The 24,794-nt window shown below is 32.5% G+C and carries 24 protein-coding genes; 20 read left to right on the forward strand and 4 right to left on the reverse strand.

The features are described 5' to 3' along the window. Positions 1 to 51: 51 nt before the first annotated feature. The 4 genes from K350_RS0112225 to K350_RS0112245 all read left to right on the forward strand — a co-directional run bounded on the left by K350_RS0112225 (position 52) and on the right by K350_RS0112245 (position 3,286). Positions 52 to 804, forward strand: a complete 753-nt coding sequence (locus K350_RS0112225; RefSeq protein ID WP_028980156.1) for an alpha/beta hydrolase — start codon at positions 52 to 54, stop codon at positions 802 to 804. Positions 805 to 1,160: 356 nt separating this feature from the next. Next, positions 1,161 to 1,919 (forward strand): hypothetical protein, encoded by a 759-nt coding sequence (locus K350_RS28555; protein ID WP_051313088.1) that lies wholly within the window; start codon positions 1,161 to 1,163, stop codon positions 1,917 to 1,919. 231 nt (positions 1,920 to 2,150) lie between these two features. Beyond that, positions 2,151 to 2,555: an ester cyclase gene (locus K350_RS0112240; RefSeq protein ID WP_028980157.1), complete on the forward strand. Its 405-nt coding sequence runs from the start codon at positions 2,151 to 2,153 to the stop codon at positions 2,553 to 2,555. 218 nt (positions 2,556 to 2,773) lie between these two features. Beyond that, positions 2,774 to 3,286 (forward strand): hypothetical protein, encoded by a 513-nt coding sequence (locus tag K350_RS0112245; protein WP_028980158.1) that lies wholly within the window; start codon positions 2,774 to 2,776, stop codon positions 3,284 to 3,286. A gap of 917 nt (positions 3,287 to 4,203) precedes the next feature. On the opposite strand, the gene K350_RS0112250 is transcribed toward K350_RS0112245, so the two are convergent. Next, on the reverse strand, positions 4,204 to 5,241 hold the full coding sequence (locus K350_RS0112250; RefSeq protein WP_156027020.1) for a hypothetical protein: 1,038 nt from the start codon (positions 5,239 to 5,241) through the stop codon (positions 4,204 to 4,206). A gap of 379 nt (positions 5,242 to 5,620) precedes the next feature. Here K350_RS0112250 and K350_RS0112255 point away from each other — a divergent pair, with 379 nt between their 5' ends. From K350_RS0112255 to K350_RS0112270, 4 genes are all read left to right on the forward strand, one after another. Continuing rightward, entirely contained in the window at positions 5,621 to 6,085 is a 465-nt protein-coding gene (locus K350_RS0112255; protein WP_028980160.1) for a hypothetical protein, read from the forward strand. Positions 6,086 to 6,315: 230 nt separating this feature from the next. Next, a complete protein-coding gene (locus tag K350_RS0112260; RefSeq protein ID WP_028980161.1) occupies positions 6,316 to 7,263 on the forward strand; it encodes an IS1595 family transposase in 948 nt (315 codons plus the stop codon). A 1-nt stretch (position 7,264) separates the two neighbouring features. After that, positions 7,265 to 8,782, forward strand: a complete 1,518-nt coding sequence (locus tag K350_RS28560; RefSeq protein ID WP_051313089.1) for a DUF2779 domain-containing protein — start codon at positions 7,265 to 7,267, stop codon at positions 8,780 to 8,782. A 55-nt stretch (positions 8,783 to 8,837) separates the two neighbouring features. Then, entirely contained in the window at positions 8,838 to 9,062 is a 225-nt protein-coding gene (locus tag K350_RS0112270; protein WP_028980162.1) for a hypothetical protein, read from the forward strand. A 24-nt stretch (positions 9,063 to 9,086) separates the two neighbouring features. Here the strand turns inward: K350_RS0112270 and K350_RS0112275 are convergent, their stop codons facing one another. Next, a complete protein-coding gene (locus K350_RS0112275) occupies positions 9,087 to 9,461 on the reverse strand; it encodes a helix-turn-helix domain-containing protein (protein ID WP_028980163.1) in 375 nt (124 codons plus the stop codon). A gap of 215 nt (positions 9,462 to 9,676) precedes the next feature. Here K350_RS0112275 and K350_RS0112280 point away from each other — a divergent pair, with 215 nt between their 5' ends. After that, positions 9,677 to 11,125, forward strand: coding sequence for a toxin-antitoxin system YwqK family antitoxin (locus K350_RS0112280; RefSeq protein WP_028980164.1), 1,449 nt, complete (start codon positions 9,677 to 9,679; stop codon positions 11,123 to 11,125). A 50-nt stretch (positions 11,126 to 11,175) separates the two neighbouring features. On the opposite strand, the gene K350_RS0112285 is transcribed toward K350_RS0112280, so the two are convergent. After that, positions 11,176 to 11,448: a hypothetical protein gene (locus tag K350_RS0112285; RefSeq protein ID WP_028980165.1), complete on the reverse strand. Its 273-nt coding sequence runs from the start codon at positions 11,446 to 11,448 to the stop codon at positions 11,176 to 11,178. A gap of 189 nt (positions 11,449 to 11,637) precedes the next feature. On the opposite strand from K350_RS0112285, the gene K350_RS0112290 reads away from it, so the two are divergent. From K350_RS0112290 to K350_RS0112305, 4 genes are all read left to right on the forward strand, one after another. After that, complete coding sequence (locus K350_RS0112290; RefSeq protein WP_028980166.1) at positions 11,638 to 11,958, forward strand: hypothetical protein; 321 nt, start codon at positions 11,638 to 11,640, stop codon at positions 11,956 to 11,958. Between the two features lie 95 nt (positions 11,959 to 12,053). Then, on the forward strand, positions 12,054 to 13,736 hold the full coding sequence (locus tag K350_RS0112295) for a DUF262 domain-containing protein (RefSeq protein WP_028980167.1): 1,683 nt from the start codon (positions 12,054 to 12,056) through the stop codon (positions 13,734 to 13,736). Between the two features lie 75 nt (positions 13,737 to 13,811). Continuing rightward, complete coding sequence (locus K350_RS31135) at positions 13,812 to 15,182, forward strand: serine/threonine-protein kinase (RefSeq protein ID WP_051313090.1); 1,371 nt, start codon at positions 13,812 to 13,814, stop codon at positions 15,180 to 15,182. A 57-nt stretch (positions 15,183 to 15,239) separates the two neighbouring features. After that, positions 15,240 to 15,515: a hypothetical protein gene (locus K350_RS0112305; RefSeq protein WP_028980168.1), complete on the forward strand. Its 276-nt coding sequence runs from the start codon at positions 15,240 to 15,242 to the stop codon at positions 15,513 to 15,515. Here the strand turns inward: K350_RS0112305 and K350_RS0112310 are convergent. Next, positions 15,512 to 15,802, reverse strand: a complete 291-nt coding sequence (locus K350_RS0112310) for a hypothetical protein (protein WP_028980169.1) — start codon at positions 15,800 to 15,802, stop codon at positions 15,512 to 15,514. The genes K350_RS0112305 and K350_RS0112310 overlap by 4 nt on opposite strands. Positions 15,803 to 15,868: 66 nt before the next feature. Between K350_RS0112310 and K350_RS31140 the strand changes: the two genes are divergently transcribed. The 7 genes from K350_RS31140 (at position 15,869) to K350_RS31145 (ending at position 24,780) form a co-directional block, all read left to right on the forward strand. After that, positions 15,869 to 17,347, forward strand: coding sequence for a P-loop NTPase fold protein (locus tag K350_RS31140; protein WP_051313091.1), 1,479 nt, complete (start codon positions 15,869 to 15,871; stop codon positions 17,345 to 17,347). A 25-nt stretch (positions 17,348 to 17,372) separates the two neighbouring features. Then, a complete protein-coding gene (locus K350_RS0112320) occupies positions 17,373 to 18,230 on the forward strand; it encodes a DUF4238 domain-containing protein (RefSeq protein ID WP_028980170.1) in 858 nt (285 codons plus the stop codon). A gap of 42 nt (positions 18,231 to 18,272) precedes the next feature. After that, positions 18,273 to 20,162, forward strand: a complete 1,890-nt coding sequence (locus tag K350_RS0112325; protein ID WP_028980171.1) for a hypothetical protein — start codon at positions 18,273 to 18,275, stop codon at positions 20,160 to 20,162. Positions 20,163 to 20,245: 83 nt separating this feature from the next. After that, a complete protein-coding gene (locus tag K350_RS0112330) occupies positions 20,246 to 22,009 on the forward strand; it encodes a hypothetical protein (protein ID WP_028980172.1) in 1,764 nt (587 codons plus the stop codon). Positions 22,010 to 22,078: 69 nt separating this feature from the next. Next, on the forward strand, positions 22,079 to 22,654 hold the full coding sequence (locus tag K350_RS0112335) for a Crp/Fnr family transcriptional regulator (protein WP_028980173.1): 576 nt from the start codon (positions 22,079 to 22,081) through the stop codon (positions 22,652 to 22,654). 76 nt (positions 22,655 to 22,730) lie between these two features. Next, positions 22,731 to 23,375: a hypothetical protein gene (locus tag K350_RS0112340; protein ID WP_028980174.1), complete on the forward strand. Its 645-nt coding sequence runs from the start codon at positions 22,731 to 22,733 to the stop codon at positions 23,373 to 23,375. Between the two features lie 283 nt (positions 23,376 to 23,658). After that, positions 23,659 to 24,780 (forward strand): OmpA family protein, encoded by a 1,122-nt coding sequence (locus tag K350_RS31145; protein ID WP_051313092.1) that lies wholly within the window; start codon positions 23,659 to 23,661, stop codon positions 24,778 to 24,780. Positions 24,781 to 24,794: the final 14 nt, after the last annotated feature.

The following is a 24,794-nucleotide window of genomic DNA, read 5'->3' on the forward strand; positions in this document are numbered from 1 at the left end:
CCAACCACACAGTAATAGTTGACTCTTCAGGGAACTTAATTAATATAAAATATGGGAAACCAAAAAAATCTTAATAAGCAAGCAGGAACTTCGGGAGAAGAGATACATCCTACAATTGTCCTAGTCCATGGTGCTTTTGTGGATGCTTCAGGATGGGAAGCTGTTTATAATAAACTGAAAAAGAATGGATACAAAGTCGCTATTGTCCAGAATCCAACCATCTCCCTCGAAGGAGATGTTGCAGCGACAAAACGTGTTATTGATACTGTAGAGGAACCTGTAATTCTTGTCGGCCATTCATATGGTGGTGCTGTGATTACTGAAGCAGGGAATGACCCTAAAGTGGCAGGTCTTGTCTATATCGATGCCTTTGCCCTCGACAAGGGAGAATCTGTATCAGCGCTTATCAAAGATCCTGTGCCAGGAGCACCGGCACCACCATTATTAGCTCCTCTGGATGGCTTTATACTTCTTGATAAAGAAAAGTTTCCTGAAGCGTTTGCCGCTGATGTGGATCCGGATAAAGCAAGGTTTATGGCCGACACTCAGATTCCTTGGGGAATAGATGCCGTCAATGGAACGATAAGCGAGCCTGCATGGAAAAACAAACCAAGTTGGTACCTGATTGGCACAAAGGACAGAATGGTTCCACCAGATGCACAGCGTTTCATGGCAAATCGTTCAAGAGCAACAATAGTCGAGGCTGAAGGAAGTCATTCAATTTATGTATCCAAGCCTGATATTGTTACCTCCATTATTGAAACAGCAGCAAAAGCTATCGCAGAAGAAACTCTTATAAAATAATAATTTCAAACATTCTATTAAACTTTAAAGCAAGTTGATATAACTTGCTTTTTTTTGTGAAGATTGTGCTGGCAATTGGACTTATAATCCAATTATCAGATTGGCGGTCAACCTGAAATATGGAAGACATAATAAGGTTTGACTCATATTAATAATAATAACCATTGGTAATTCTTCTATTAATAAATTCTGAATCAAAGAATTTAATTAACAGCTATATCTTTGACGGACCTCAGACCTTTAAAAGGTCAATCCTGCTAGTAAATATTTTATATTTTTTAAGTATATTCCGTATATTAAAGGAGCTCAGGATAACTAAAAGCTAAAAAATGGTATTTAAAACTCTATATGTATCAATGAAGAAATCATTGAAAACTCTTTTTCACATATTCATTCTTGTATTTACCTTGGCAGGATGTACCCAAAGCAACAAAATAAATAATGAACCTCACATAGACTCCGTCAATACAAACATTTCTGATACCTCGAAAACACTTAGTGAAAAGTTCCTACCAGAAAGTGAATTAACTCAAGGTGATTCACTTATAATATTTGATGACTCTCTGTTTGTTGATTTGAACCCCGACCTGATTGAAATCTCCGAAGATAACTTCGAGCACTTTAAATACAATTATAAAATAGCCTGCGTATTAGACCCGGGAGGTTTCATCAGTGGATCCGGCCTTCAATTTACACATGACTGTGACGAAATTTGTGAAACATTTTTACTGGAGAAAGAAACCAACAGAAGGATTTTATTACCCTCTGGCTATGACGCAGGAATACTAGACATGCTCGTTTCTTCAGCATGCGACCAACTGGTAGTCAGTTCATCATATGACGGATCTGATTATATGGATTATTACGAACATAGAGCAGAATTTTTTGTATTCAATGTAGCCCTAGGGAATGGACTAAATGGAATAACTCCTGCTTTTAAATACTATGCAAATGATTGGTCTATTGCCGAAATGATATGGGTAAGCGAAAAGGCTGTAGCTTTAAAAACTTATGAAGAAAATAGAACTGGCGATGAAAGTCACTTACGTTACAAGTATTACAAAATGACCCTCACTCCTCAACCTCCTTCAGACGAAAATTCTGATTTCTATTAACATTAAAATTTTTACCAGATTATTTTTTATCATAGATTCTTCGCTGATCATTTCCTTAATAAGTTATTTATTAAGTTAGTGTAACAAGAGTTACAATCAAATTATTTTTCTTAAGAATACCTTTGACATAAACTACAACAGCCAACCTCAATTGAACAGCACCATTACATCAAAACTAATTAATCTGAATATAAACTATATTAATATAAAATAACCATTTAAACTATTAGAATGACAACATCAAACAACAAAGCAACAGTAATACGATTCAACAAAGAATTTTTAGAAAAGGGAAATATTGATGTATTAAAAGAAATTGTAGCTAGCGGTTTTATAAATCACTCAGCTGCCGGCTCGGTTCCAAATACTATTGAAGGAATGATACAACTGGTCGCCATGTTACATCAAGGATTTTCAGATTTCAAAATTGATATTCACGATCAAGTTGCAGAAAATGATATTGTTGCTACACGTAAAACGATTTATGCAACTCATACAGGAGAAATAATGGGACACAAAGCGACAGGAAAACAGGTAGCTTTTAATGTTATGGACTTTGTGCGTCTTCGTGATGGAAAATACATCGAGCACTGGGGGCAAAATAACATGATGCAGGTGATACAGCAATTATCATAAACAATATATGTTCCTGATTCCAGACAATCGATGATGATTGCCTTCCGCTATGACTTCATATTTCACTCACAATTTAATATCACTCAAATCTAAATAGATATTTTATTCTTTTCCCTGCCGTGTAAATTTTTATAAGATTATTAAATTAAACTGTAAACTATTTAAAGGAGGATTCAGTTAACAAAACTTGGTTCTTAATTAACTTAAAAATAAATAATATGTGGATAGGTTCAATTAGACTAGTAGTAGAAACAGCGAATTCCCAAAATGCGGGAACAGACAGTCTCGTACAAGCTTCTGTTTTGAGAGACGGTGTCGAACTTCGTTTACTGAACCTCGATTATCCAACTGAGGATGATTTGGAACGTGGCAGTATACGCAACTATGATTACATGGGCCCTACAAAACTACCAAGAAGAAATGATAAAACTCCTGAACTTCCATCTGGCATTGGCCAAGATCCAATGCCTTATCCCGGCTATGGATTCGAATTCTCCAATGGACTAAGTGGACACCTTACCATTCGACTGCGTATTCGTGGTAATGATATGTGGATTAAAGACAATATAGATTTATATGTCAGAAAAATTCATAAAAAAGCCACAAGCTTTGATACACTTGATTGGGCTGAGGACTCCAACTGGACATATATTGCCACATGGAGTAAGGACATAGCTATGAGCACAGATGACAGAGAAGGTGTTACTATTTTAAACCTTAATCTGATATAGATATCTTAATAAATCTCCCCAGGTGCTGAAAAACCATCTGGGGCTTTACATGACAGTGATAGAAAGAAGTTTTAAATTTATATCTGTATCAATCTCTAAGTACATAGTCAATTGCGTTCGAGTATATGTATTTACCATGCAAAATTAAACTCCTAGAAATCAATTTCTCTCTGAACGCTGTTACTATTAAGAGACAATAACGATGATGCTGAGAAATAACTTTGCTTACATTTTCACCATCGACAGTAGAATTGCCATGGCGCAGATATAGATTAATTTAAGAATGAGATCTTGCATATTCTTTTTACTACTTTTAAAATTTTAACTGGGCTGACTTCATCTTCTTATTTGCTATTTTTTATATCTATATAAAGAATTTGAATATTCCGATGAACAATACTAATACACACAACCATACCCTGAGGTAACTCTATTTTTGAAAAAAAATCAAAAAAAATTTAAACAAAAAAACACCCCTAACATAAACTATTAACTCCCTGCCACTTACAAATAAGTCAATATAATAAGTATAAAGAATGCCAAACATTAGTTATGATTAATTTTACACCAGGATGAAAATAAGTAAATGTAACCAAGTCTATAAACAAAACTTACGACCACTAAAAAATACTAGACTAATGAGTTAAATTTGCACATAAACTAAAATATCTAAACATTAATTACTGCCAACCTGAGTTATTTTCAGAAAGCCTCACCTATTGGTTCAAGACAAAAAATATTGATTAAACAACCAGGGATCGTAAGGCAAAAAAACTTAATCCTTCATAAATATGGGAAGCAAACATATAAACTAAATTAGGCGATTCACCGGAATAGAACTGTAACATTTATTTGATTTTTCAGTATCCTATCCCTCTTTATATATCAATGTCCCCTTCTCTCATAAACCTTTACAATCATTCAATATTTGATTGATACTTTGCTATTACATGTAAAGAGATGTTACGTAACTTTTCATTTGAATAACAAACACCGATAGGGTCATTGTTACTCATAAATTCAATTAATATTTCATTAGCGATTTTTAATTTGATATCATTGGATACTTTCAAATTTATTTCATTTAGAATATCATTTATTTCATTTCCTGCTAAGGCTATCCTTTGAATTGTTAAAAATTCAATTGAATCAGCGATGAATTGATCCCATACTGTTTTATTGATTAATGTTATTTTTTCATTGTATTGATATGCTGGATTAAGGTCAACTGGGTTATTAAAAGTTACCAGATCTTTGCTTTCATTGATTTGAGATTGAGGATGCGATAAAAAGAATAGTATTATGTAATTATTTATAATAAAAGTATAGGGGAAGGTAAAAGTTGGATGCAGCATAGTTAGGGTATTAGTGGGATTCTCGTTGCCTTCTTTAATAAGGATGGCATATTGCAATCCGAAGAGAGTTGATTTATCTTTTATATTTTGTTTTGTAGTTTCAATTGACAGATTCAAATTTGCGTTAAGGACACGTCTCACTATTTCTTCATGATTAGGATCTAATTTAAAATTGAGGAGTCGTGTAACGCTTGCTCTCCATAAAACTGAATACCAGAACAAGCAACTTAAATCACTTTGGGCTTTAGTAGTGGTGAGGTTTCCTTCTGTACTATTAAGGTTGACTCCATAGGTTGAGTAATAAGTTTCAATTTCCCCGAACCTTTTTTCACAAGTAGTGCAAAGAAAATAGTCTTGGGTATAGTGAGATTTATTCTTCAATAGATCTTCATCAGATAATTCTCTACCCATAATTTCTTCAATTTTTTCAGGTAGTACTTCTCGTCCAATGAATGGTTCAGTAAAGACCCCTGTTTTAAGACAAATGTCTTTTCCTCTTTCATTCACCATTGACTTTAATAAGAAATGAGGAATAATGTGAGACCCGGTTTTATCGGCAGGTCTCTCAAGACATAAAGCACATTGTTGATGATTAGACATAAGCAAAATAATTTCGCTGTTACTGATTCATATTAATGAATTAAATATACCAAAATAAAGCCCTAATTAGGTTATTTTTTTATCGTTTCACGTTGCAATTATTTTAGTTTTTTGAATTGTATTTTACCTATTTATTTCAGTTTGTAAATTTGGAGTTCTAATCATATTAAATGTTATTCCTAAGCAACTGTAATTATATAATTCTATAATTATATATTGAATTACAGTTATTTAACATTAATGATTCTTAAATAATAGTTATCCAGAGTAAAATCACCCACCAGAATTTAAATTTTCAAACAATAGGACATTTTTTATATAAAGTACCTAACAAAGTTTCATCTTGCCAGTTAAAGGTAAAAACAGCCATTTTATATCCATGAATTCGAGAAATAGTAATACAGACTATGATGTAGATAGCATAATTGAAGAGTCTTTAAGTAGTCTGAGGCTATTGCAGCAACGTCTTATTGTTGGAATAGATAAGGTAAAAACAGCAATTGGGGCTATTGAAGGATTAAAAGCATCTTCTTATAAAGAGGAAGCATCAGAGGAGCCATCCGCTACTGTTACATTATCAAAAGTAGATATAGATCGCTTGAATCAAGCATCGTGGAAGGAGTTAATCTTGTGGGGGCTATCTCAATTAAATAATAAGGCTACAATGGGAGAAATAACAGAAATGATATCTCGCCAACCACTACAACAATTAAGGAATAAAGGAGAAAACTATAGACTATATCCAACACTAAAGGTACATGCGGATGCCATGGTGAAGAATCAGGTCTTAGAGAAAATTGAAAACAAAAACAGAAAAGGAGGTGTCATCTACCAGGTAAAATAACCATCACACATATCGCTACGCAAAGGGGAAAAAGAATAAAAAAAGCGCAAAGATTCGACCCAGTGCGCTTTTCAATATTTACCGTTTACCCATTTTGCCTTGACCGCAAATGACCTGTAAAATACAGGACGGGCTTTTTATTGTCCAAAGATACTGAATTTATAACCCTTGGGCTATCAGTATAACTGAAAAGTTAGTCCAAGGTTTGTCTAAACCTTAAAAAAAGTTACATGTTTGAAAATCAATCATTAGGAGATGATTTGTCATACAAGTACCTAAGGTCTAATTTTTTAACCCACAAGCAGTGTATTGAAATAATATTTCGGTACAGGGCTTTGAAGACACTAGGGAAATGTATCAATTGTGAAAATCTCCTTATTTATTATAAGCAGAAAAATAGTAAACCGACAGCCTTTTACTGTACCAAGTGTCGATTTACAGTGTATCCATTGGCTAATACTCCTTTAGAGAAACTAAGAATTCCTCTTCCTGATTTTTTCAAGTTTACTCTGAAAAAAATAGCACACAATTCAGGTTATAGTTCAAACATTATTGCTGAATTATATGGATATAATCGGGAAACGGCTTGGTATTTATGTCATAGGATTCGTCGTTGGATGGCATTGGCTAATGCATCGATTAGATTGTATAAAATCGTGCAAATAGACGAAGCAGCAGTTAACACTGGATCAAAAGGGCTTGGAAAATATGCTAACAAAAAAAGAGGCTTTAACTCTTATTCTCACAGTATATGTTTAGGAATGGTAGATTCTGAGAAAAGAATGAGACTTTTCTTAATTCCAGATAGAGAGGAAGACACGTTGCTAGAAGTAATTACCAATTACGTTGAGATAAGTTCTATTGTTTATACTGATGAGTTTTCATCCTATCAGAATCTACTCAAATATGGCTATACGCATAAAACCGTTAACCATGCAAAACGTCAATACCGAAATGGTGATGCAACTACTAACCGAATTGAAGGAAGTTGGAAACTTCTAAAAAAGAGATTAGAAGGAACATATTATCAGATAACAGAAAAGTACGCCCACCTATATTTTGCTGAACATGTCTTTCGGTACACTAACCAAAATGAATCTCTTAGCAAGAAGTTTAAAATCCTATTAGAAAGTTTGCCTCCGCTGTTTGAAAAAAAATCAACATCTAACCAGATCTAATATGGAAAATAAAAATGATAAAGCATGGTTATCAGAATCAGTTTATACTGATACGCAGAGGTGTATAAAATCAACCTTTTTGTCTTTACACGAACCCGAATTAAAGATTAATACTGGATTCTCTGCTTCTCACACATTTCAAATTGTTGAGAAGACTGCTCGTACCCTGTACCCGAATGGCATTGATGTAATGGAGGAAGAATATATCAACTTTAATCACTTTGTCTACTACACTAAGCACTTGCTTGATAAAGGCAATAAAACTATTTATCAGGCATGTTTTCAAAGTGAATTTAAAAGATGTAAAGTCGATATTCTAATTCAACATAACGAGAAAAAGTGGACAATAATAAATGTAGTAAGCCGGACTAAGGTTGAGGATACAGATATTCTCCGTTTAGGGTTTATAAGTAAGACCATTCAAGAGTTATATCCCAAGATATCCTTGGAGGCTAAAGTGATTTATCTAAATTCTAATTATGTCAGAGAAAATGAATTAGATCTTCAAAAGTTGTTTAACTCAGAAGATATATCGAGACGAATTAACTTAGTACAACCAATAGTAGACCGATTTATTCGGTCTGCTATTAAAATGTATAATGCCACTAAACCGCCTAATATTGGAATAGGAACCTATTGTCAAAAGCCGTTCCCTTGTCCTTTTCAACATATATGTTGGAAAGATATACCTGAATATTCCGTTTTTGATTTGAGTCATGTATGGCTAACTCGACAATTCCAATTTTATCAACAAGGCATTGTGAAATTAGAAGATATTCCTCGGACTGCTAAACTATCCGAAAATCAATGGATGCAAATTGATTGTGAACTTCAAAAAATAATAGTCACCAATTTGCCTGCTATTGACAAGTTTATGGAAGAGTTGGAGTATCCCATTTCACATATGGATTTTGAAACCTTCCAGCCTGCGATTCCTTTATTTCCGGGTACTTCACCTTATGATCAAATTCCTTTTCAATTCAGTGTTCATACTGAATATTCGAATGGAGATGTAATTCATCATGAGTTTTTACATAATGGGAAAAGTGATCCTCGTTTGTTGTTTTTGCAAAAGTTATTGACTGTTGTGGGGGCAGAGGGGACAATCCTTTGTTATAATCACAGATTTGAAACAGCAAGGTTGAAGGAATTGGCAATGTATTATCCTGAGTATGGAGCCGACATTATGAGGATTATCGATCGAATTAAGGATTTAATGTATCCTTTCGAGAAAAGATTCTTATATCACCCAGAGCAAAAAGGGTCAGTCTCTTTGAAGGTCGTGTTACCGGCTTGGGCTCCTGATTTGAACTATAAGGGACTATCTATTGGCAATGGGGTTGCTGCTTCTGCGGAATATGAGAAACTGGGGCAGTCTTTTACATCTGCTAAAGAAAAGGCTAAGATTAGAAAAGACTTGCTTGAGTATTGCAAGATGGATACGTATGCCATGGTGCGATTACTAAAGGTCTTGAAATCATTAATACAAAAGGAAGAATTAGTTAAAATTAAATCTTAAACCATAGGCCCGGCCTTTTTAATTCAATATAATTTAAACTTAAACCAACAAGGATATGTACGAATGCAATGAATATAGTCATCACTACAACAATCATGAATTTTGTGAATTGATTGAGAGCATCTCCAATTACTACAAAGTTGCTTCCAGTATAGAAGATGCAGATCCTGCTGATGCTTGGAAGAAATTATCAGGTATACAGAATAATAAGGTAATTCCTGAGGATATTGATCAAATGATCAAGAAGGCTTTTGTTCGGCAGTTGAAAAAATATTCTTAGTATAAAAAAACTCTCCTGATCAATTCAGGAGAGTTTTTTTATTTGTTCTTTGAGTTGATCTATGGTCTCTTGTTGATAGGCAATTTTGTCCTCCAGGAGTTTGATCTTATCTTCATAAAGGGATTTCAATTCTTCTGGAAAATTTACCACTACATACCCTCCATTCTTGATTTCATTATTGCTGAAGTTGAAAATATGTCTCTCGTCTAAATTCAACAGGTCTGCCGGAGTAATACCCAATACATTTGCTATCTTTTCCATTTTCTCAGTGTTTATATCCACATCATTTCTTTCGATTTTCATATAGCCTCCAACCGTCATCTCCAACTCATCTGCAATCTCCTTTGCTGATATGTTTTTAACCTCTCTCAGTATCTTAATTTTATCTCCGATCTTCATAAAATCCCAATTGTCTAATTTGTACAAATATAGTCTTAAAAGTTCAATTTTACACCTTTTTAGAAGGTTTATTTTACTTATAACCAACTAACCTTGAGTGAATTGTGTGATTTCTAAAGAGGTAAACCTAGATCCAGTAAAGATTTTTAACATTATCCAGTCCTCTCTAAAACATACAAGATAATGATATAATAACTATTCAATATTCAATTAGTATGAAGTATTTAGTAATCTTTTTTCTCTTATTTTCAACTTTAGGTGTAGGTCAAACCCTTCCTCCCAAGTCTTATTGGATTGAGACTGATCAATTAGGTAGAAAGATAAATACTGGGGTTATAAAGGAAAGATATAATGAAGATGAAAATGCTAATATTCATGGTAAGTATATCAGTTATCATCAGAATGGAAATAAAGAGAAAGTTGCTGACTTTAATCACGGTAAGTTAAATGGTCAATATGAAGAGTACTATGATGATGGGACTATCAAATTAAAATGTGTTTATCAAAATAATATACTCCAAGGCTCTTATTATGCTGTGGAATGTAATAGTTTCTCAGGTATTGGCTACTGCTATGCTACTAAAACAAACTATCTTAATGGCAAAGAACATGGCCCTCACGAGAAAAGAAAGGTTGGTAATATTAACCTGTATTTATCTGGTAAAGTATCACCTACAGACATTTTGATTGAAAAGGGCCAATATGTTAATGGAAACAGAGAAGGTAAATGGCTTGTAGAAGGAGATGAAGGTAGTTATAGAGAGGGTATCTATAAACTAAGCAGAGAAGAAGGAATCTGGACTAATACTTCAACTCGTAAATCTGCTTTTGGACCTTTACCATACTATGAAAAGGGTTATAAGGCATTATTTAAAGCGGGTGAAGCAATTCAAATCTGGGACGAAACAGGGAAAGATTTGGCTGATATTGCACGTGAGGAATCTCAAAAGGCAAAACAACAGCAAGAAATTGAAACTCGGATAGAGGCTGAAAAGAAAGAGAAGGAAGGAATAGATAAACTATTAAGTACTCCCAATCTAATTTATAACATGAATAGTTATGTGCTTGTAGAAGACAGCCAGAGACAATTGAATCAGTTCGCTCAAAATATTCTGAAATACAATCAAACCAACAATAACCAGGTCAAGGAACTTTGGATTTTAGCCCACACTGCAAAGGGAAAAGAAGATGATGTAATAGAACAAAAATTGCAAGAGGATAAACTCTACATTTTATCCTTAAATAGATGTTATATGATTAAGAAGTATTTGATTGAATATGGGCTAAGTGATATACAGTTTCATTTTCTTCCTTGTGCATCTTATTTGGCTAAAGGAAAAAAGGTGGAGATTTTTTTAGATCAAATTCAAGATGTCAAATCCGGTCAGGAAATATGTCAAAAACTTACGGGACAAGCGGAATACTCCCCTGATAAAATTGTATTGAATCAGGCATTACGAAATGGAGTACTGCATAATGTCAAGCAACTCAAAGATGCCAATGTTAATCCTGAATTTAAATACAGAGTACCGATTGAGTTATGGATGGATGGATATTCCCAAGATGAACCTGAAATTGATAAATTTAAAAAGGAATTGATAAAGGTAGCAGGTGATGCTAAACAAGTCTTACAATATGTTTACCCATTAAACTTTCAACGGTAAGTTCTTCTCTTGTTGAGAAAGTGATTTCAATAATTGGGAGTCAATATCACCTAATTGACTCCCGTGTTAGGAGTTGACATCTCTTTGGATTGTTTTCGCCAATCTTTTATTTCAAGAGGTTCTTCTTCTGACGGGGCTTCTGGAGTGATGCATTTAGAGGGATCTATAGATTTTAAATCAACATAATCATCATCCTTTTCAAGTTCAGCCTCTCGTTCCAACTCCTCTCGTTTTGCTTTATTTCTTCTCTTATTGATTAGAGCATATTCATCCTCAACCATTGCTCCCTGGCTATATCCCTCAAAAGTTAATAGGTATTTCATTTTAGGTACGCTTTTACCTATATATCAATTTTAGACAACACAAATCTGAAAATCTCGTATATACCCCTGACTTTAGAATTTTTTTCTTTTAAGTTATTGGAAATGAGGGTTGTTTTCCTATTTTTGTTTTTGGGACTTTTTATGCTGTGGGGACTTTTACTTATTACTCTTTAGAGGAATTCTTATACTATGAAAAAAATACGCATTGATTCAACTCAAACAAAGAAATATCAATTATCTGATTACACTACGGCTAATACTATTTCCTTTAAAAAATTCATTGCTTCAAGTCTAGCAGATTTCGATTGTAGGGTATACTATCACAGAAAAGAAGCGGATCAAACAGAAATAAGAGATCGATTCCTATTTCCTAAGTCTGAACAGGATATTGTTTCGGGATCATTAGATATTGATTTGGATTTTTTATTTCAAAATGCCCATGAAGTTTATTTAGAACTTGTCTGTGAAAAGGATATTACTGCGCAATTGGAGTTTCAAGAGCAGAACTGAAAGGATACATAGAAATAAGAAAGTTTTAAAGGAATTATATTAATAATTCCCAATTAGTTTTAATCATGATTTATTAGAAATATAAAATATCTATTATGTCAATTTCAAAAAGCCAAACAGAAAAATTCGGTCAAATCTTTAGCGGTAGTAGATTTATCATCCCTTCGTATCAGCGCAAATACAGTTGGACAGAAAAAGAGACAAAAGCCCTTTGGCAAGATATCGAAGAAAGCCTAAAAGACAATATGAACCATTTTGTAGGAACACTTTCATTTAAAGAAAATAAACCTGAAGGGCTTTCTACAGATATTGTTTATGAAATTATTGATGGGCAACAACGGATCACTACATTATTCATTTTATTAAAAGTATTAATTGAGAAAATACCAGATCAAAAAATACAAAATGATCAAATAACGGCTTTTATCGGGAGCAAAGGTAACCTAAGACTCTTGCCTCTTGGAGAAGATGGCGAATTTTTAAATACGTTACTTTTTGATTTTAACAATATTAATCTAAATGCAATAGATAAGAGAAGTCAAAAGTACATGTATTCAGCGAAATCAACATTTACAGCATTAGCAAATGCATTAAGTCGTGAAGAAATTGAAGAGAGAATAATTTTTATTCGAGATAGATTGGATGTATTATTTTTTAATGTTACAAGTCAGGCCCAGTCTGTTAAAATGTTCTCTATAATAAATGATAGGGGATTACCTTTAAGAATATTAGATAAAACGAAGAGTATTCTAATGCTCTATTCAACTCTTCATTTAATGGAAAGTCTGAATGACAGTATAAACTTAGCATTCGAAAAGATATTTGACTCATATGATGACATACTTGTATGGAGAGATAAACTGGGGATATTAGGTAGGTTGGAAGAAAATACAATTTTCACCCAGCATTATTATTCTTCAAGAAAACTATTTCCTGATACTTGGACTAATAGAGATGGTGCAGAAACTATATTTGACAATTTGAAAAAAAGATGTGAAGATCTGAAAAATAAACCAACCGAACTAAACACCTTCATTACTGAATACCTATCAGATTTTAAAGCCTTTTCAGTTAGTTATGCCCAACTCATAAAAGACATACAAACTGTTCCTATCTACCAAAAGCCATTTCGATATCTTGAATTTACTGCTACACTATACCCAGTTCTTGTAAGGCTGTATATGCAGAATAAACTTATTCAATTACTGCCCCTATTAGAATCAATTGAAGTAAGAGTATATAAACTTAGAGGTACAAACCCAATTGCTGACATGTATTGGTTAAGTTCCCAACTTACAGAAAACGATTTAACAATTGAAGAGATAAAAGCATATTTAATTTCTTTCAGTGAGAAATTTGTGAATAATCATGTTTTTGAGACATACCTGGATAGCGCAATAGCGGAAAATAGAGTAGTAAAGTATATCCTATCAGAGTATTGCAATAATAATTTGGATATTGCGGTTTATAAAAACCTCCAAATTGAGCATATATTTAGCAAAGATCCCAATTATGATGTTTCTAGTTATGGTTTCTCTAAGGACTATGAATACGAAAAGAATAGGATTGGGAATTTGAGTTTGTTAGAAGAATCTATTAACAAAGGGCTAGGTAATCTTCCCCCTGTAAATAAAATTACTGGTTATCTTAGTTCTGTTATCACTGATACAAGAAATTTGGCAGGAGAAATCCAAAAAGGCAATTACTGCAAACCTTGTGTAGATAACAGACGAAAAAAGATTGTTGACTTTTGTATTGATAGATTTAAAGTGAACTAAAACAGTTGGTTGGTTTTAATACGTTTCTATCCTATGGTCTATAGGAGAGTAAAATTATTTAATAGACAAATACAAATGATAGATATAAAAAATCTTAAAATTGTCGCGCCTAAAGGACAGGGATACTTTTGCATAGTTAAACAATACGTTAATGACAAGACTGGAGAAACATATGCATTAAAGGAATTAAAAAAGGAACATTATTCAAATGAAGGATACTGTTATCGATTTTTAAGAGAGATAAAATTACTTCAAGAATTAGAAGGATGTGAAAACATTATTCGCCTTGTTAGTCACGGAAATGATATAAATAATCAAAAATTATGGTATTTAATGCCTTTTGCGAAAGCCAACCTGTACGATTACATTAAAATTAATAACGGAACATTAACCCAAATTGATAGATATAGTATTGTTGAACAAATTATCAATGCTATAAAATATGCCCATTCCCGGAAGATTCTACATAGGGATATTTCACCAAACAATGTATTGGTTTTTATTCGAGATAGTCAAAGAATAATTCAAATGTCAGATTTTGGTTTAGGTAAAGCAATTGAATCTTTATCGTATTACACAGGCTCGAGTACATCAAATTATGGACAAATTCTTTATGTTTCTCCTGAACAGAGAGATAGCCTTCGAGATGCAACTGAACAAAGCGATATATACTCTCTCGGAAAATTAATATATTTTATTTTTACAGGTAAAGATCCTGATAACATGAAACAGTTTGAACTTTCTACACTCGTAGCAAAAGCAACTGAAGAGACTCCACAAGACAGGTATAAAAGTATCAATGATCTTGAAAACCACTTTAATGCATTAAAAGATCTACACCTTAATCAAGTAATCCCAATTGAAAATATCACATTTCGAGAGATTCTTGAGTCCGGAGAATATATAGATAATACAAAGGTACATGAAATACTGGTTAAAGGAATATATATAGGTCATGTTTATGAGGAATATATTAAGCCAGTTAATCAATATCTGTCATCTAACCTATCTGAATATTATAATCAAGTCGGAAACGGAATACGTGATTTTGTCAGAACCTATTCGGAACGACTTAATGTATGTTATCAAACAACAGGTTGGCCATTTTCTGCAATGAAAAAAATTGGAGAAATCCTTATTAAAATTATAAAAACAGTTAATGATAGTGAGACAAAATTGATTTGTTTCAAGCAACTCTGGTATTTAGCATTTGAAGCAGATCAGTGGGCTGTTCAAAGCGAACTTAAATCAGTTTTTAATGATACACATATTTCTAAAGCAATTGAAACGCAACTTTCAGAGTACATCATTTCAACTGGTAGAGGGGTTGATATGGAACATTTCGGCAATTTAATACTTCCCAAGATTATAAAAGCAAGTATCATTAAATTAAATGAAATTACAAGGAAGGAAAAGGATGTAACAGGAGATGATTTTCCATTCTAATAACCTTAAAAATTACCATTTTAACATATTGTTATTGGCCATTTCAACTATAAAATTATGCCTCCAACCGAAAAAGGAAGAATGAAGATTAAGGCTCTTAATGATAGGCCTTTTGAAATTATCTATGTTAGACTTGATCCAAATGATTTACACTATAATACTCAAAATCTATATGAAGATATAGTACCTTCCATAAATCCTACTGAAGTAGTTTATGTTTATTTGAGAGGGGGCTATTGGCAATATGAATTTGGAATTGAAGGGAACAGAATTCCGGAAGTCCTAAGTAATTCATTGAGTTCAATATCTACTATATTAGAACGAATGTGTTAGTAATAACCATTCTCTTTTAGCAAATTTAGATTTTTTCTATGATTAGACAGCCATTCAAAATATTGAATAATTGTTTTCATTACCATTGTATCACTTAGTTCTGTTGATGTAGTGGTAAATGTTATTTTTCCTTTTGAATTGTTTTTAATACTATAGAAAATTTCATTATTAACCCTAATGTCTATTGAGATTTTATATTCAGAGAATTTATTTATGATCTCTTCATACCCTTTAACGTCTTGAGTGGGATAGTCAATTCTTAAATTATTCCATTCTTTGATAGCCATAACCTTTTTTATTATATATATAAACGCTTATATGCTCTCATTTAGGTGATAAAAAAATAATATTTCATGAAAAGACTTGAAAAACCATTCCAAATAGACATAAGACAAGTTGGATTAGATTTTGAGACACATATATCACAAGCCCAAAATGACCGATTAATATTCTCCGGTGGCTTTGGTACTGGAAAAACTTATTTCCTCAATGATTTCTTTAATGCGAATGAAGAATATGAGGCTATCCATCTATACCCAGTTAACTATTCGGTAGCATCTAATGAAGATATTTTCGAATTAATAAAGTATGATATCATAATTGAATTATTCATCAAAGGAGTCGATATAAAAAAGATCGACTTCAATAAATTCTTAACAGCACAATTCTTCGTTCAAAATAAACTTTATGATATAGTTAGCCTTCTTTTGGAAGGTGCCTTCAAGATAAAAAAATCCCTCTTCCCTTTAGGAGAGGTTATCCTTGAATTAAAAAAGAAGGCTGAGACTTTAAAGAATGAATATGATGTTTATCACAAGGGTGTACAAATTGATGATAGAAAATATTTAGAAAAATATCTAAACGATTTCGAGTCTCAGAAAGGTAACATTTATGAAGATGATAGTATTACCGCTCTGATAAGAGAATTAATTACCCAGATTAAATTAGATAGGAAAAAGCAAGTTGTTCTTGTCATCGATGATTTAGATCGGATAGATCCAGAACACATCTTCCGGTTATTAAATGTATTTTCCGCCCATTTCGAACACAATAATACTTCTAATAAATTTGCCTTTGATAAAGTCATCTTTGTCTGTGATATAGAAAATATCAGGAATATTTTTCATGCTAAATATGGCTCGAGTGTAGATTTCTCAGGATATATAGACAAATTCTACAGCAAGGAGATATTTAACTTTGATAATTCCATAGAAGTAGCAAAACGCATCACAAACATCTTTAGCACTATTGAAGTAGACGAAAAATATAAGGGGACATTTGATTTAAGGGATTTAAATAAACGTATCACTAATGAAATCGGCTATATCATACAAGGCATGATTAAGGTCAATGCTCTGAATTTAAGATCTCTAATTAAACTGAGAAATAATCTGTATATTATTAGATTTTATGAGATCAAAATCCAAGGTAGAATTAAGCAGAACTGGAATTTTAATATCATTTTGATCTTTAATTTTTTGAGATTTGTCTTTGGTAATGATAGTGGTTTAGCCAATGCTTTAAAACGATGTGCGCAATTCAACCCCACTGACATATATGATCGATTTGACAACGATAATACTGACAAATTAGGAAACTTAATTCCAATATTGGACCCTTCGTTCTTTATTGAAAGAATGGACGGCGCCTCTTCTAAATACTATGATCCTACATGCGATATAAACATATCCTTTAAAGTAGAAACCTTCGGAACTATGAGAGATGGAATATGGGGATCAGTTTCACACGTTGATTTCCCTGAACGAATTAGATACTTTGTGTTGCTGGAAAAAACATATCAAGAAGCACTTAAAGCCGGTCTGTTAAAATAGGTACATGAGTGTATAATGGAATTATATGAGTTTACCCAGAAACCATCACTACGTCTCTCAATGTCAGATTAAAAATTTTTTCAACCAGAAAGAAGGTAAAATCTATTTATATGATAAAGAAACAAATAACTTCTTTCATAAGACAACCACTAAAACTGTTTTTAGTGAAACTGATGCCAATTCAAAATTTGAGAACGGTTTAATTGATCATGGCTCACTTGAAATTGATTTAAAAAGGAACTTTGAGGATGACTTTACTTTCTGTATTAATGAAATACATGATGCTGTAGTAAAAAACAATCAAGTATTCACTCAAAAACTTTATCAGTCTTTAATAATATTAACTAAGTATGGAATAATTGGAGAAATTAGGCATCCCAAATTTAAGGCTCAATCAGACCAAATTATTGGTAACATATTTAAAGAAATAGCATCTCATGCAACTCCTGAATTGAAAAAACAATTTAAGGATCTCGATAATTTAATGTCTCAGACCAAATATTCTAACAACGTCATTTATTCTGAATTTGCCGACGAAGTCCTATCTAAAATGGGTGAGATTTTTTTTCACATTTATTATATCCAAGATGAAGGCCTTTTCATTCTTCCAGATCGTTCTTCCTATTCACACCGTGCAAAAATAAACGAATACTTTAACCCTGATGTCAGAGAAATCGCTATCGTTGATATCCCATTGTCAAGTAAGATTTTTTTACATGCAAAATCAAAAAAAATGCAAGACGGTAGTGATAAGATTATTTTATTGACTCGTCAGAACAAAGATTTTATAGATAAAGTCAATATTAGCGTACTTCAAATAGCCAATAAACAAGTTGCTTGTGAATCAGGAGAATATTTAAAAGAATTAGTTAAATTATTATAATCCTATTTCGCCGGAATAGCCAATAACTATAATTTAAAAATAATGACACAAGAATATAACAGCATGAGTGATATCAAAATTTCTCCAAAATACATTGACTATGGTGAAAGAACTGCTTATGATATGTTTAGAATTAATAATCCTGATATCGATTGTGAATGCTTATATTCTGAGGGCGACTCCTATTACATTTACTGTCCTCAAATTAAAGATGATCTTGAACTACAAAAACTTAACGAATATATTGACGATCATCGTCAAATTGGATCTCATATATCAGTTAGAAATTTCAAACCTGAAGGCGTAGTTCAAATTAAAGAACGTAATCTTACCGAAATAAATACTCTTACAGGGGCGAATCGAACTAAATATGATTTATTGAACGAGATACATTTAGAAGTTAAAAGTATAATCAAGAATTATAAATTAATACATAATCATCTTGAAGTTAAACTATTTATTACTTCCTCAATCAATGAGGAAGAAATTGCTAAACTTCAAGATGTTTCCAATCGAATATTTATTAGAATTACTATCAGTAAAGTAGATAGTTTAGATAGCATTAAAGAAGAAGATCCGGGGGAACCATTCTTGGGTGGGTTAATTTTAAGTAGGTTTAATTCAAATGGCTTTTCTGAAAGAGTAAAAAGCATATGGGAAGAAGATGAAGATTTTTGGATGGAGAATAGAGAGAAATTATTCTCGGAATCGGTAGATAAAACTATATTCACACCAAATCAATGGAATAATAAAAAATCAAAATGTTTTATTGACTGCACGGTTTCACCGCCACCCTGTAAACTTATTAACTTATTAACTTTATATGACCAAGTATATGTTGTTGCACCGATCGCCGATTCTTATGATTCTTTCTTAAAAAGTTTTAACGTATCCAATCCTGAGTTATTAGAGTTATCTAATTTAAGTAAATTAAAATTTATTTTTCCACAAAATTTAAAACGCTATCCAAACTTCTTACTTGAAGGATTATCTGAAATTAATAACACCACTCTGCTCTCAAGAAGACTTGCTGCAATTTCCGTTTCTGATTTAAGAATGAGAAATCCACTTTTTTTTCCTAATATGTCAATTCAGGAAAGACAATTGGCGATTCGTGACTTAAAAAGCATAGTGAATAAAGCATCTAAAGTTGAATTAAAATTAGTTGACTTTTTATTGTTTGATATCTCACAACGGTGGTATATGTATCCTGAAATAATAGGTTCGGATGGTGCATTAGGTATACGTCACTTTGGTTTAAGTAGAAGTATTTCAAAAACAATTAGGCTTGACGATATGCAAACCATTTCTCTTGATTTAATTACTCAAATGGTTGAATGGTGTGGTGCATTAGATTGTCATTTAATCCCTAATAATCATTCCAAAGTTTCACTTGAGCCTGCATACAAACTTGTTGCCAATATATACACCGGTATGCCGGATACAAATTGGGTACCTAAGAATTTTGATTACTCAAACTTCGCAGTAAGTAAAATTTTAAGTGTTGATAGCGAAATCCCAATTGTTGATTTTGTTTCGTCATTTAATAGTCCTGATATTAATTTATTTAGAGAATTTATACATGGATTAGTCTATCATAAAAAAAGTATTGATGAAGTTGAATCATCAATTTCTGGGTTTAATTTTTTAATTAAGAGTTATGAGGATAGCAAAAAAAGTTTAAATGAATGGGATATATCAGGTTTTATTATTGATTTAGTTACAAATCCTTTGAATGTAGTTTTATCTTCATGGGTTATTAATAGGCTAGGATATTTAATTGAAAAATATTCCCCTAAGAACTCATCTTTGCAAAAATACCTTGATCAAATTGAAAGTATGAAAACAGGTGCTTCTTTGCCCAGTGCTGTATTGGTTTCAAGAATGAGAAATCAATTGGCAGATACGTGGAAAACTCAAAAATTTAAATAGGGAAAAATAGAGGTTCGATAAGTTTGGAAATTTCTCTAAAGCAGAGAGTTAAAGAAATTAAATTATCTTAGTATTAATTTTTTATGGCTCGACTTCATGGAATAGTAAACACCGCCCCCCTGGTTCAAAAAAAGGTTAACTTCTTTGCCGATTACTTTTCTTATATGGTGGAATATATGGGCGAAGAAGAAGGTTTATCATTAGATAATCCTCTTTCCATAATTGAGAAGGTAATCTTTCAACTTGAAACAAATCTTACTAACTCCGTTCAATACCTTGAAAACTATTTCTCAAATCCTTTTTTGCTTAACACAAAGTTGATGTCGGAGTATAGTCATTATCCTAATGTTCTTGCATTGATAAATGCCTTCCAATCTCAACCTATCAAAAAGAAACTTGTATGGCTCCAGCAAAACAAGACGACCTTCTTATCTAATGCAAAATCCTTACAGAGACAATTGAGTGAAAACATGTTTAAAAAGTCACTAGATGCTGCTATAAGTTATTTAACATGCCCACATGATATAGACTTTCACATTCAAGATTTCAGAACTCATACCCAAATAATAGTTTCAGAATTATTCTTCTCAGGACGTAATAGAAAAGATTTAGGCAAGACTTTTGAAAAAATAATAACAAAGGATATTAAGGAATTTCCCTTTCCTAAACACATTAAAAGTAATAGAGATAAAGCCAAATTCATGGCTAATAGATCCTTAAAAGAACAATTTGAGGGTATCTACAATTTACTTGATCATGATAGAGAAAAGAACACCTTTCTCTTTAGAATTTTTGGGTTAAAAACAGAAGACACATTTAAGTTTAAATACAACCATGTAACATTTGTAAGTTCCAATGATACCAGGTTTGATAATTTTAAAAATGCCTCTCGTACCAATTTATTCGCCAATAGTTTCTTTTCACCTAAGGACTTTATAATTGCATATGTCAAAGTTCAATTTACTATCTCCGAATTAGGAAGGAAAGATGCCTTAAATATTATCAGAGAAGAAATGAAGTTTTTGCGATCTGCTACTGAAAGTAATTTAACCCTTGATCCCTATTCATATTTAGCAACTCGAAACTTTAAAAATTTTGGAGGATCTTTTGGCAGTAAAACGAAGGGGGTATTCATAGATAAAGAAAAAATAAGGATCATCAACGATAATCCATTTAAGTTTTTAAGGAAGTATCAAGGTGAGTGCGTTGAAAGATTTTTAAAATGCGAATCTCTATTTGTCGCAGCAAATGAGTCCGGTAAAACTTCTGACTATTGGCATTATTTAGAAGTTCTAATTCCTAAATCTGAAGATGATAAGAAAAGGATTAAAAGCGTACTCTCTCATGCTATATTACTAAATTATATTTCTCTACATGAAAGACATTTGAAAGAGCATCTATACTATTATGTTTTTGATATATTTTCAAATAATCATGAAAGCCTTGGTATTACAGAAGAACAAAAGAAATATTATTCTCAATATAAAAATATCAATTTAACAAAACTATCAACTGTCATTTCACATCCTTTCATTAAACATCTATTATCTGATTGGAAGAATAAAAGAAAAGAAATCGACTATGATTCATTGCAAAAATACTATTATTCAATATTGACAGAAGCATATGAAATTAGAAATGGTTATATCCACGAAGGTATTAACAATGAAAAGTCTGTACTCAAAATATACTATTCTTTACCAAGGTTGATTGTTAGGTTCAGATGGGTCATTTTTGCAGAAATTAGAAAACAAAAGTGGAATAACTTCGATGATTTGATTAATAGTATTGAAGAACAAGGAAAGACTTTGCTTCAAAAAAATAGCCATATAACTAAAATATCATAAAAAAGTTACAGTCCTATTCCGGTGAGTAGCCCTAAATTATTTAACAGATTTTTTTTATAATTTACTTTCATGACAACACAGCTCTTTCAAAACATCAATAAAACAGTAAGCCTATCTGAGGAAGAATACGAACAGTTTTATTCTTACACCCAGATAATTAAACTAAAGCGAAAAGAATTTCTTCTAAGCGAAGGGGATATCTGTAAACATATTTATTTTGTTTCCAAAGGCTGTCTTAGATACTTTTATTTAGTAGATGGACAAGAACATACAGGTCAGTTTTTCTTTGAAAACAATTGGTATACTGACTTAGAAAGCTTTCTAACAGGAAAACCGTCACGGCAAAACATAGAAGCATTGGAATCAACACAAATAATAACTATCTCAAAAGATTCCCTAGAGAAATTATATATTCTCAATCCCAAGTTTGAAAGATTTGGAAGACTAATGGCCGAACGTGCCTTTATCGGAATTAAGCAAAGAACTGAAATGCTAACCAACCAGAACGCAGAAGAAAGATATATAAATCTGATTCGTGAAAGACCAAAGGTAATTGAGCGCATACCACAGCATTACATTGCTTCCTATATCGGAATACAACCTCAATCTCTCAGCAGAATCAGAAAAAAATTAGGCAACTACTGATTTCTTAACATAGGTGAATGTTTTACGAGTTCCATCCGCTCACTTTTGTAACATTCAATCTAAACCTATAAAAAAAATGAAAAAGTTATTGATCGTTATCAGCCTTATACTCTTCCATTCCCTGATATTAAAGGCTCAGAACAAAACAGAAAGAAAACAATTTCCTTATTCAAATAGACTCAGCATTCAAACCGGTTTATTGCAAGACATTCTATTAAACGGCCAAAACATAGTATTGACATATACTACTCAGAGATGGGTGATTGACTGGAGCCATGGCAACTCCCTGGATTTTAACTCTGGCCATCATTTTAAAAATAATGAAGGATATAATACACAAAGGCTGGATGTTAAAATGCCTTGGACTACCGGTCCAAGTTTAGGATACAGAATCACTCCATTCTTTAACGTCAGAGCAGAATTTAAAGCTCACCGCAATAAGTTAATGTATGAAAACACTAACATCTCTATTGTTTCCTATACAACGTACACCGTCGGACTAGGAGCATTTTATTCCTGGTATCCCTTCAGAAAAAAAGACAACTGGCTTGATGGTATTTGCATTGAACCCGTTATCCGATTCTGGCCAACTGTTGGATCATCCCTCGCAGATAACTATCAATATGAAAATAAACACACAGGAGAAAGAGAAACAATAGAACCATATAAACTAGGCTGGCTAGCTAATATAAATATTGGGTATACTTTTGGAGGAAAATAGTATAACTTTATTTGTAACCAGTTAAATTCAAAGTGCCTCTTTATAAAGCATTCAGAGGCACTTTTCATTACTTATAATAAATTATTATAATGGCTTTCCTCCATACACTTAAAATATTAAATGCAACTAATAAACTTTGATTTATCTGTAGTTCTTGCGCCCACAAATATTTTAAATAATAAAATATCTAAACCACCTCATTTACGGCAACACAATATTCCTCCTCGTATAAAACTACCCTCATCTTTTTTATCTATATTGTAGTACAATAATCCAATCATCAATGAAGTGTTTATATTTTTCTCTGGTACTTTTATCATTAGCCAGATACGGAACGAGTCAGAATCTAGTGCCCAACCCAGGATTTGAAGAGTTTTTCAAATGCCCCTATACTTTCAATAGTAACTTTGCAAATAAGAAAATTGCACCACACTGGAATTCCCCCAGCGGGGGTACGCCTGACCTGTACAACAGATGTAGCAAAGGTGAAATGGGCACTCACAATATTGCCGGTGTAACAGAGCCATATCAAGGCGATGGTTTCGCAGGATTTATATTATGGGAAGAAGGGATAGGATTCCGTGAATACCTTCAGGTTCGGTTAACACAACCATTGCAAAAAGGCGAAACCTACATAGTTTCTTTTTGGTACAAAATGTCCACATACTCCCAATTCAGTATAGACAGAATAGGGTTTTCTCTTCAGGATACTAATACACTATATAAATACACACACAACATTCCGGATGTGACTTATGAGAAAATAAAGGACAAAGCTTTTGATCCGCAATCAGGATCATGGGAATTGCTTCAAACAGAATACATCGCTAAAGGTGGTGAAACGTATTTGACAATAGGAAATTTCAGCGACAACAAAAAAACTAAGTCATTTAGCTTAGCTAATATAAGTAGGCTAGAGCCTTTGTTGAAAACCTCAGCCTATTACTATTTGGACGAGGTAAATTTAAGTCTCAAGAATATAAGAACCCAAGAGGAAGAAACTGAACAGCTAAGCTCTGACAAAAAATTGATAACGAGTCCAGGAGCCTATGACCTGGATAATGTTCAGTTTGATTATGATAGTGATGTACTTCTGCCCTCTTCTTATAAAGATCTGGATCTGGTTGTTTATACATTGGAGAAGTACCCTGACTGGATATTAATTATTAATGGATATACAGACAGCAATGGTTCTATGCAGTACAATCTTGATTTATCTGCTAAGAGGGCTCTTGCTGTCAAAAAATACCTAACATCAAAAGGCATTACTCCTAAACGGATTCAATGCCATGGTTTAGGTAAAACAAAACCTTTAACAATAGGCGATGATGAAGAAAGTCAAAAGAAAAACAGAAGAGTGGAGTTTCTCTTTTTTGAAAATGAAATATCTAGATCTCAGGATTAAAACAATCAATCGAT

The sequence above is a fragment of the Sporocytophaga myxococcoides DSM 11118 genome (assembly GCF_000426725.1).
In the GTDB taxonomy this organism is placed as follows: Bacteria; Bacteroidota; Bacteroidia; order Cytophagales; family Cytophagaceae; genus Sporocytophaga; species Sporocytophaga myxococcoides.

What these genes read in the sequence shown, in the direction of transcription:
- K350_RS28560 (WP_051313089.1), top strand. Translation starts at nt 7,265, where the DNA reads ATGGAAAATAAAAATGATAAAGCATGGTTATCAGAATCAGTTTATACT.
- K350_RS31135 (WP_051313090.1), top strand. Translation starts at nt 13,812, where the DNA reads ATGATAGATATAAAAAATCTTAAAATTGTCGCGCCTAAAGGACAGGGA.
- K350_RS0112320 (WP_028980170.1), top strand. Translation starts at nt 17,373, where the DNA reads ATGAGTTTACCCAGAAACCATCACTACGTCTCTCAATGTCAGATTAAA.
- K350_RS0112270 (WP_028980162.1), top strand. Translation starts at nt 8,838, where the DNA reads ATGTACGAATGCAATGAATATAGTCATCACTACAACAATCATGAATTT.
- K350_RS31145 (WP_051313092.1), top strand. Translation starts at nt 23,659, where the DNA reads ATGAAGTGTTTATATTTTTCTCTGGTACTTTTATCATTAGCCAGATAC.
- K350_RS0112225 (WP_028980156.1), top strand. Translation starts at nt 52, where the DNA reads ATGGGAAACCAAAAAAATCTTAATAAGCAAGCAGGAACTTCGGGAGAA.
- K350_RS0112285 (WP_028980165.1), bottom strand. Translation starts at nt 11,448, where the DNA reads ATGAAATACCTATTAACTTTTGAGGGATATAGCCAGGGAGCAATGGTT.
- K350_RS0112305 (WP_028980168.1), top strand. Translation starts at nt 15,240, where the DNA reads ATGCCTCCAACCGAAAAAGGAAGAATGAAGATTAAGGCTCTTAATGAT.
- K350_RS0112255 (WP_028980160.1), top strand. Translation starts at nt 5,621, where the DNA reads ATGAATTCGAGAAATAGTAATACAGACTATGATGTAGATAGCATAATT.
- K350_RS0112290 (WP_028980166.1), top strand. Translation starts at nt 11,638, where the DNA reads ATGAAAAAAATACGCATTGATTCAACTCAAACAAAGAAATATCAATTA.
- K350_RS0112250 (WP_156027020.1), bottom strand. Translation starts at nt 5,241, where the DNA reads ATGTCTAATCATCAACAATGTGCTTTATGTCTTGAGAGACCTGCCGAT.
- K350_RS0112240 (WP_028980157.1), top strand. Translation starts at nt 2,151, where the DNA reads ATGACAACATCAAACAACAAAGCAACAGTAATACGATTCAACAAAGAA.
- K350_RS0112280 (WP_028980164.1), top strand. Translation starts at nt 9,677, where the DNA reads ATGAAGTATTTAGTAATCTTTTTTCTCTTATTTTCAACTTTAGGTGTA.
- K350_RS0112295 (WP_028980167.1), top strand. Translation starts at nt 12,054, where the DNA reads ATGTCAATTTCAAAAAGCCAAACAGAAAAATTCGGTCAAATCTTTAGC.
- K350_RS0112325 (WP_028980171.1), top strand. Translation starts at nt 18,273, where the DNA reads ATGACACAAGAATATAACAGCATGAGTGATATCAAAATTTCTCCAAAA.
- K350_RS0112335 (WP_028980173.1), top strand. Translation starts at nt 22,079, where the DNA reads ATGACAACACAGCTCTTTCAAAACATCAATAAAACAGTAAGCCTATCT.
- K350_RS31140 (WP_051313091.1), top strand. Translation starts at nt 15,869, where the DNA reads ATGAAAAGACTTGAAAAACCATTCCAAATAGACATAAGACAAGTTGGA.
- K350_RS0112310 (WP_028980169.1), bottom strand. Translation starts at nt 15,802, where the DNA reads ATGGCTATCAAAGAATGGAATAATTTAAGAATTGACTATCCCACTCAA.
- K350_RS28555 (WP_051313088.1), top strand. Translation starts at nt 1,161, where the DNA reads ATGAAGAAATCATTGAAAACTCTTTTTCACATATTCATTCTTGTATTT.
- K350_RS0112340 (WP_028980174.1), top strand. Translation starts at nt 22,731, where the DNA reads ATGAAAAAGTTATTGATCGTTATCAGCCTTATACTCTTCCATTCCCTG.
- K350_RS0112245 (WP_028980158.1), top strand. Translation starts at nt 2,774, where the DNA reads ATGTGGATAGGTTCAATTAGACTAGTAGTAGAAACAGCGAATTCCCAA.
- K350_RS0112260 (WP_028980161.1), top strand. Translation starts at nt 6,316, where the DNA reads ATGTTTGAAAATCAATCATTAGGAGATGATTTGTCATACAAGTACCTA.
- K350_RS0112275 (WP_028980163.1), bottom strand. Translation starts at nt 9,461, where the DNA reads ATGAAGATCGGAGATAAAATTAAGATACTGAGAGAGGTTAAAAACATA.
- K350_RS0112330 (WP_028980172.1), top strand. Translation starts at nt 20,246, where the DNA reads ATGGCTCGACTTCATGGAATAGTAAACACCGCCCCCCTGGTTCAAAAA.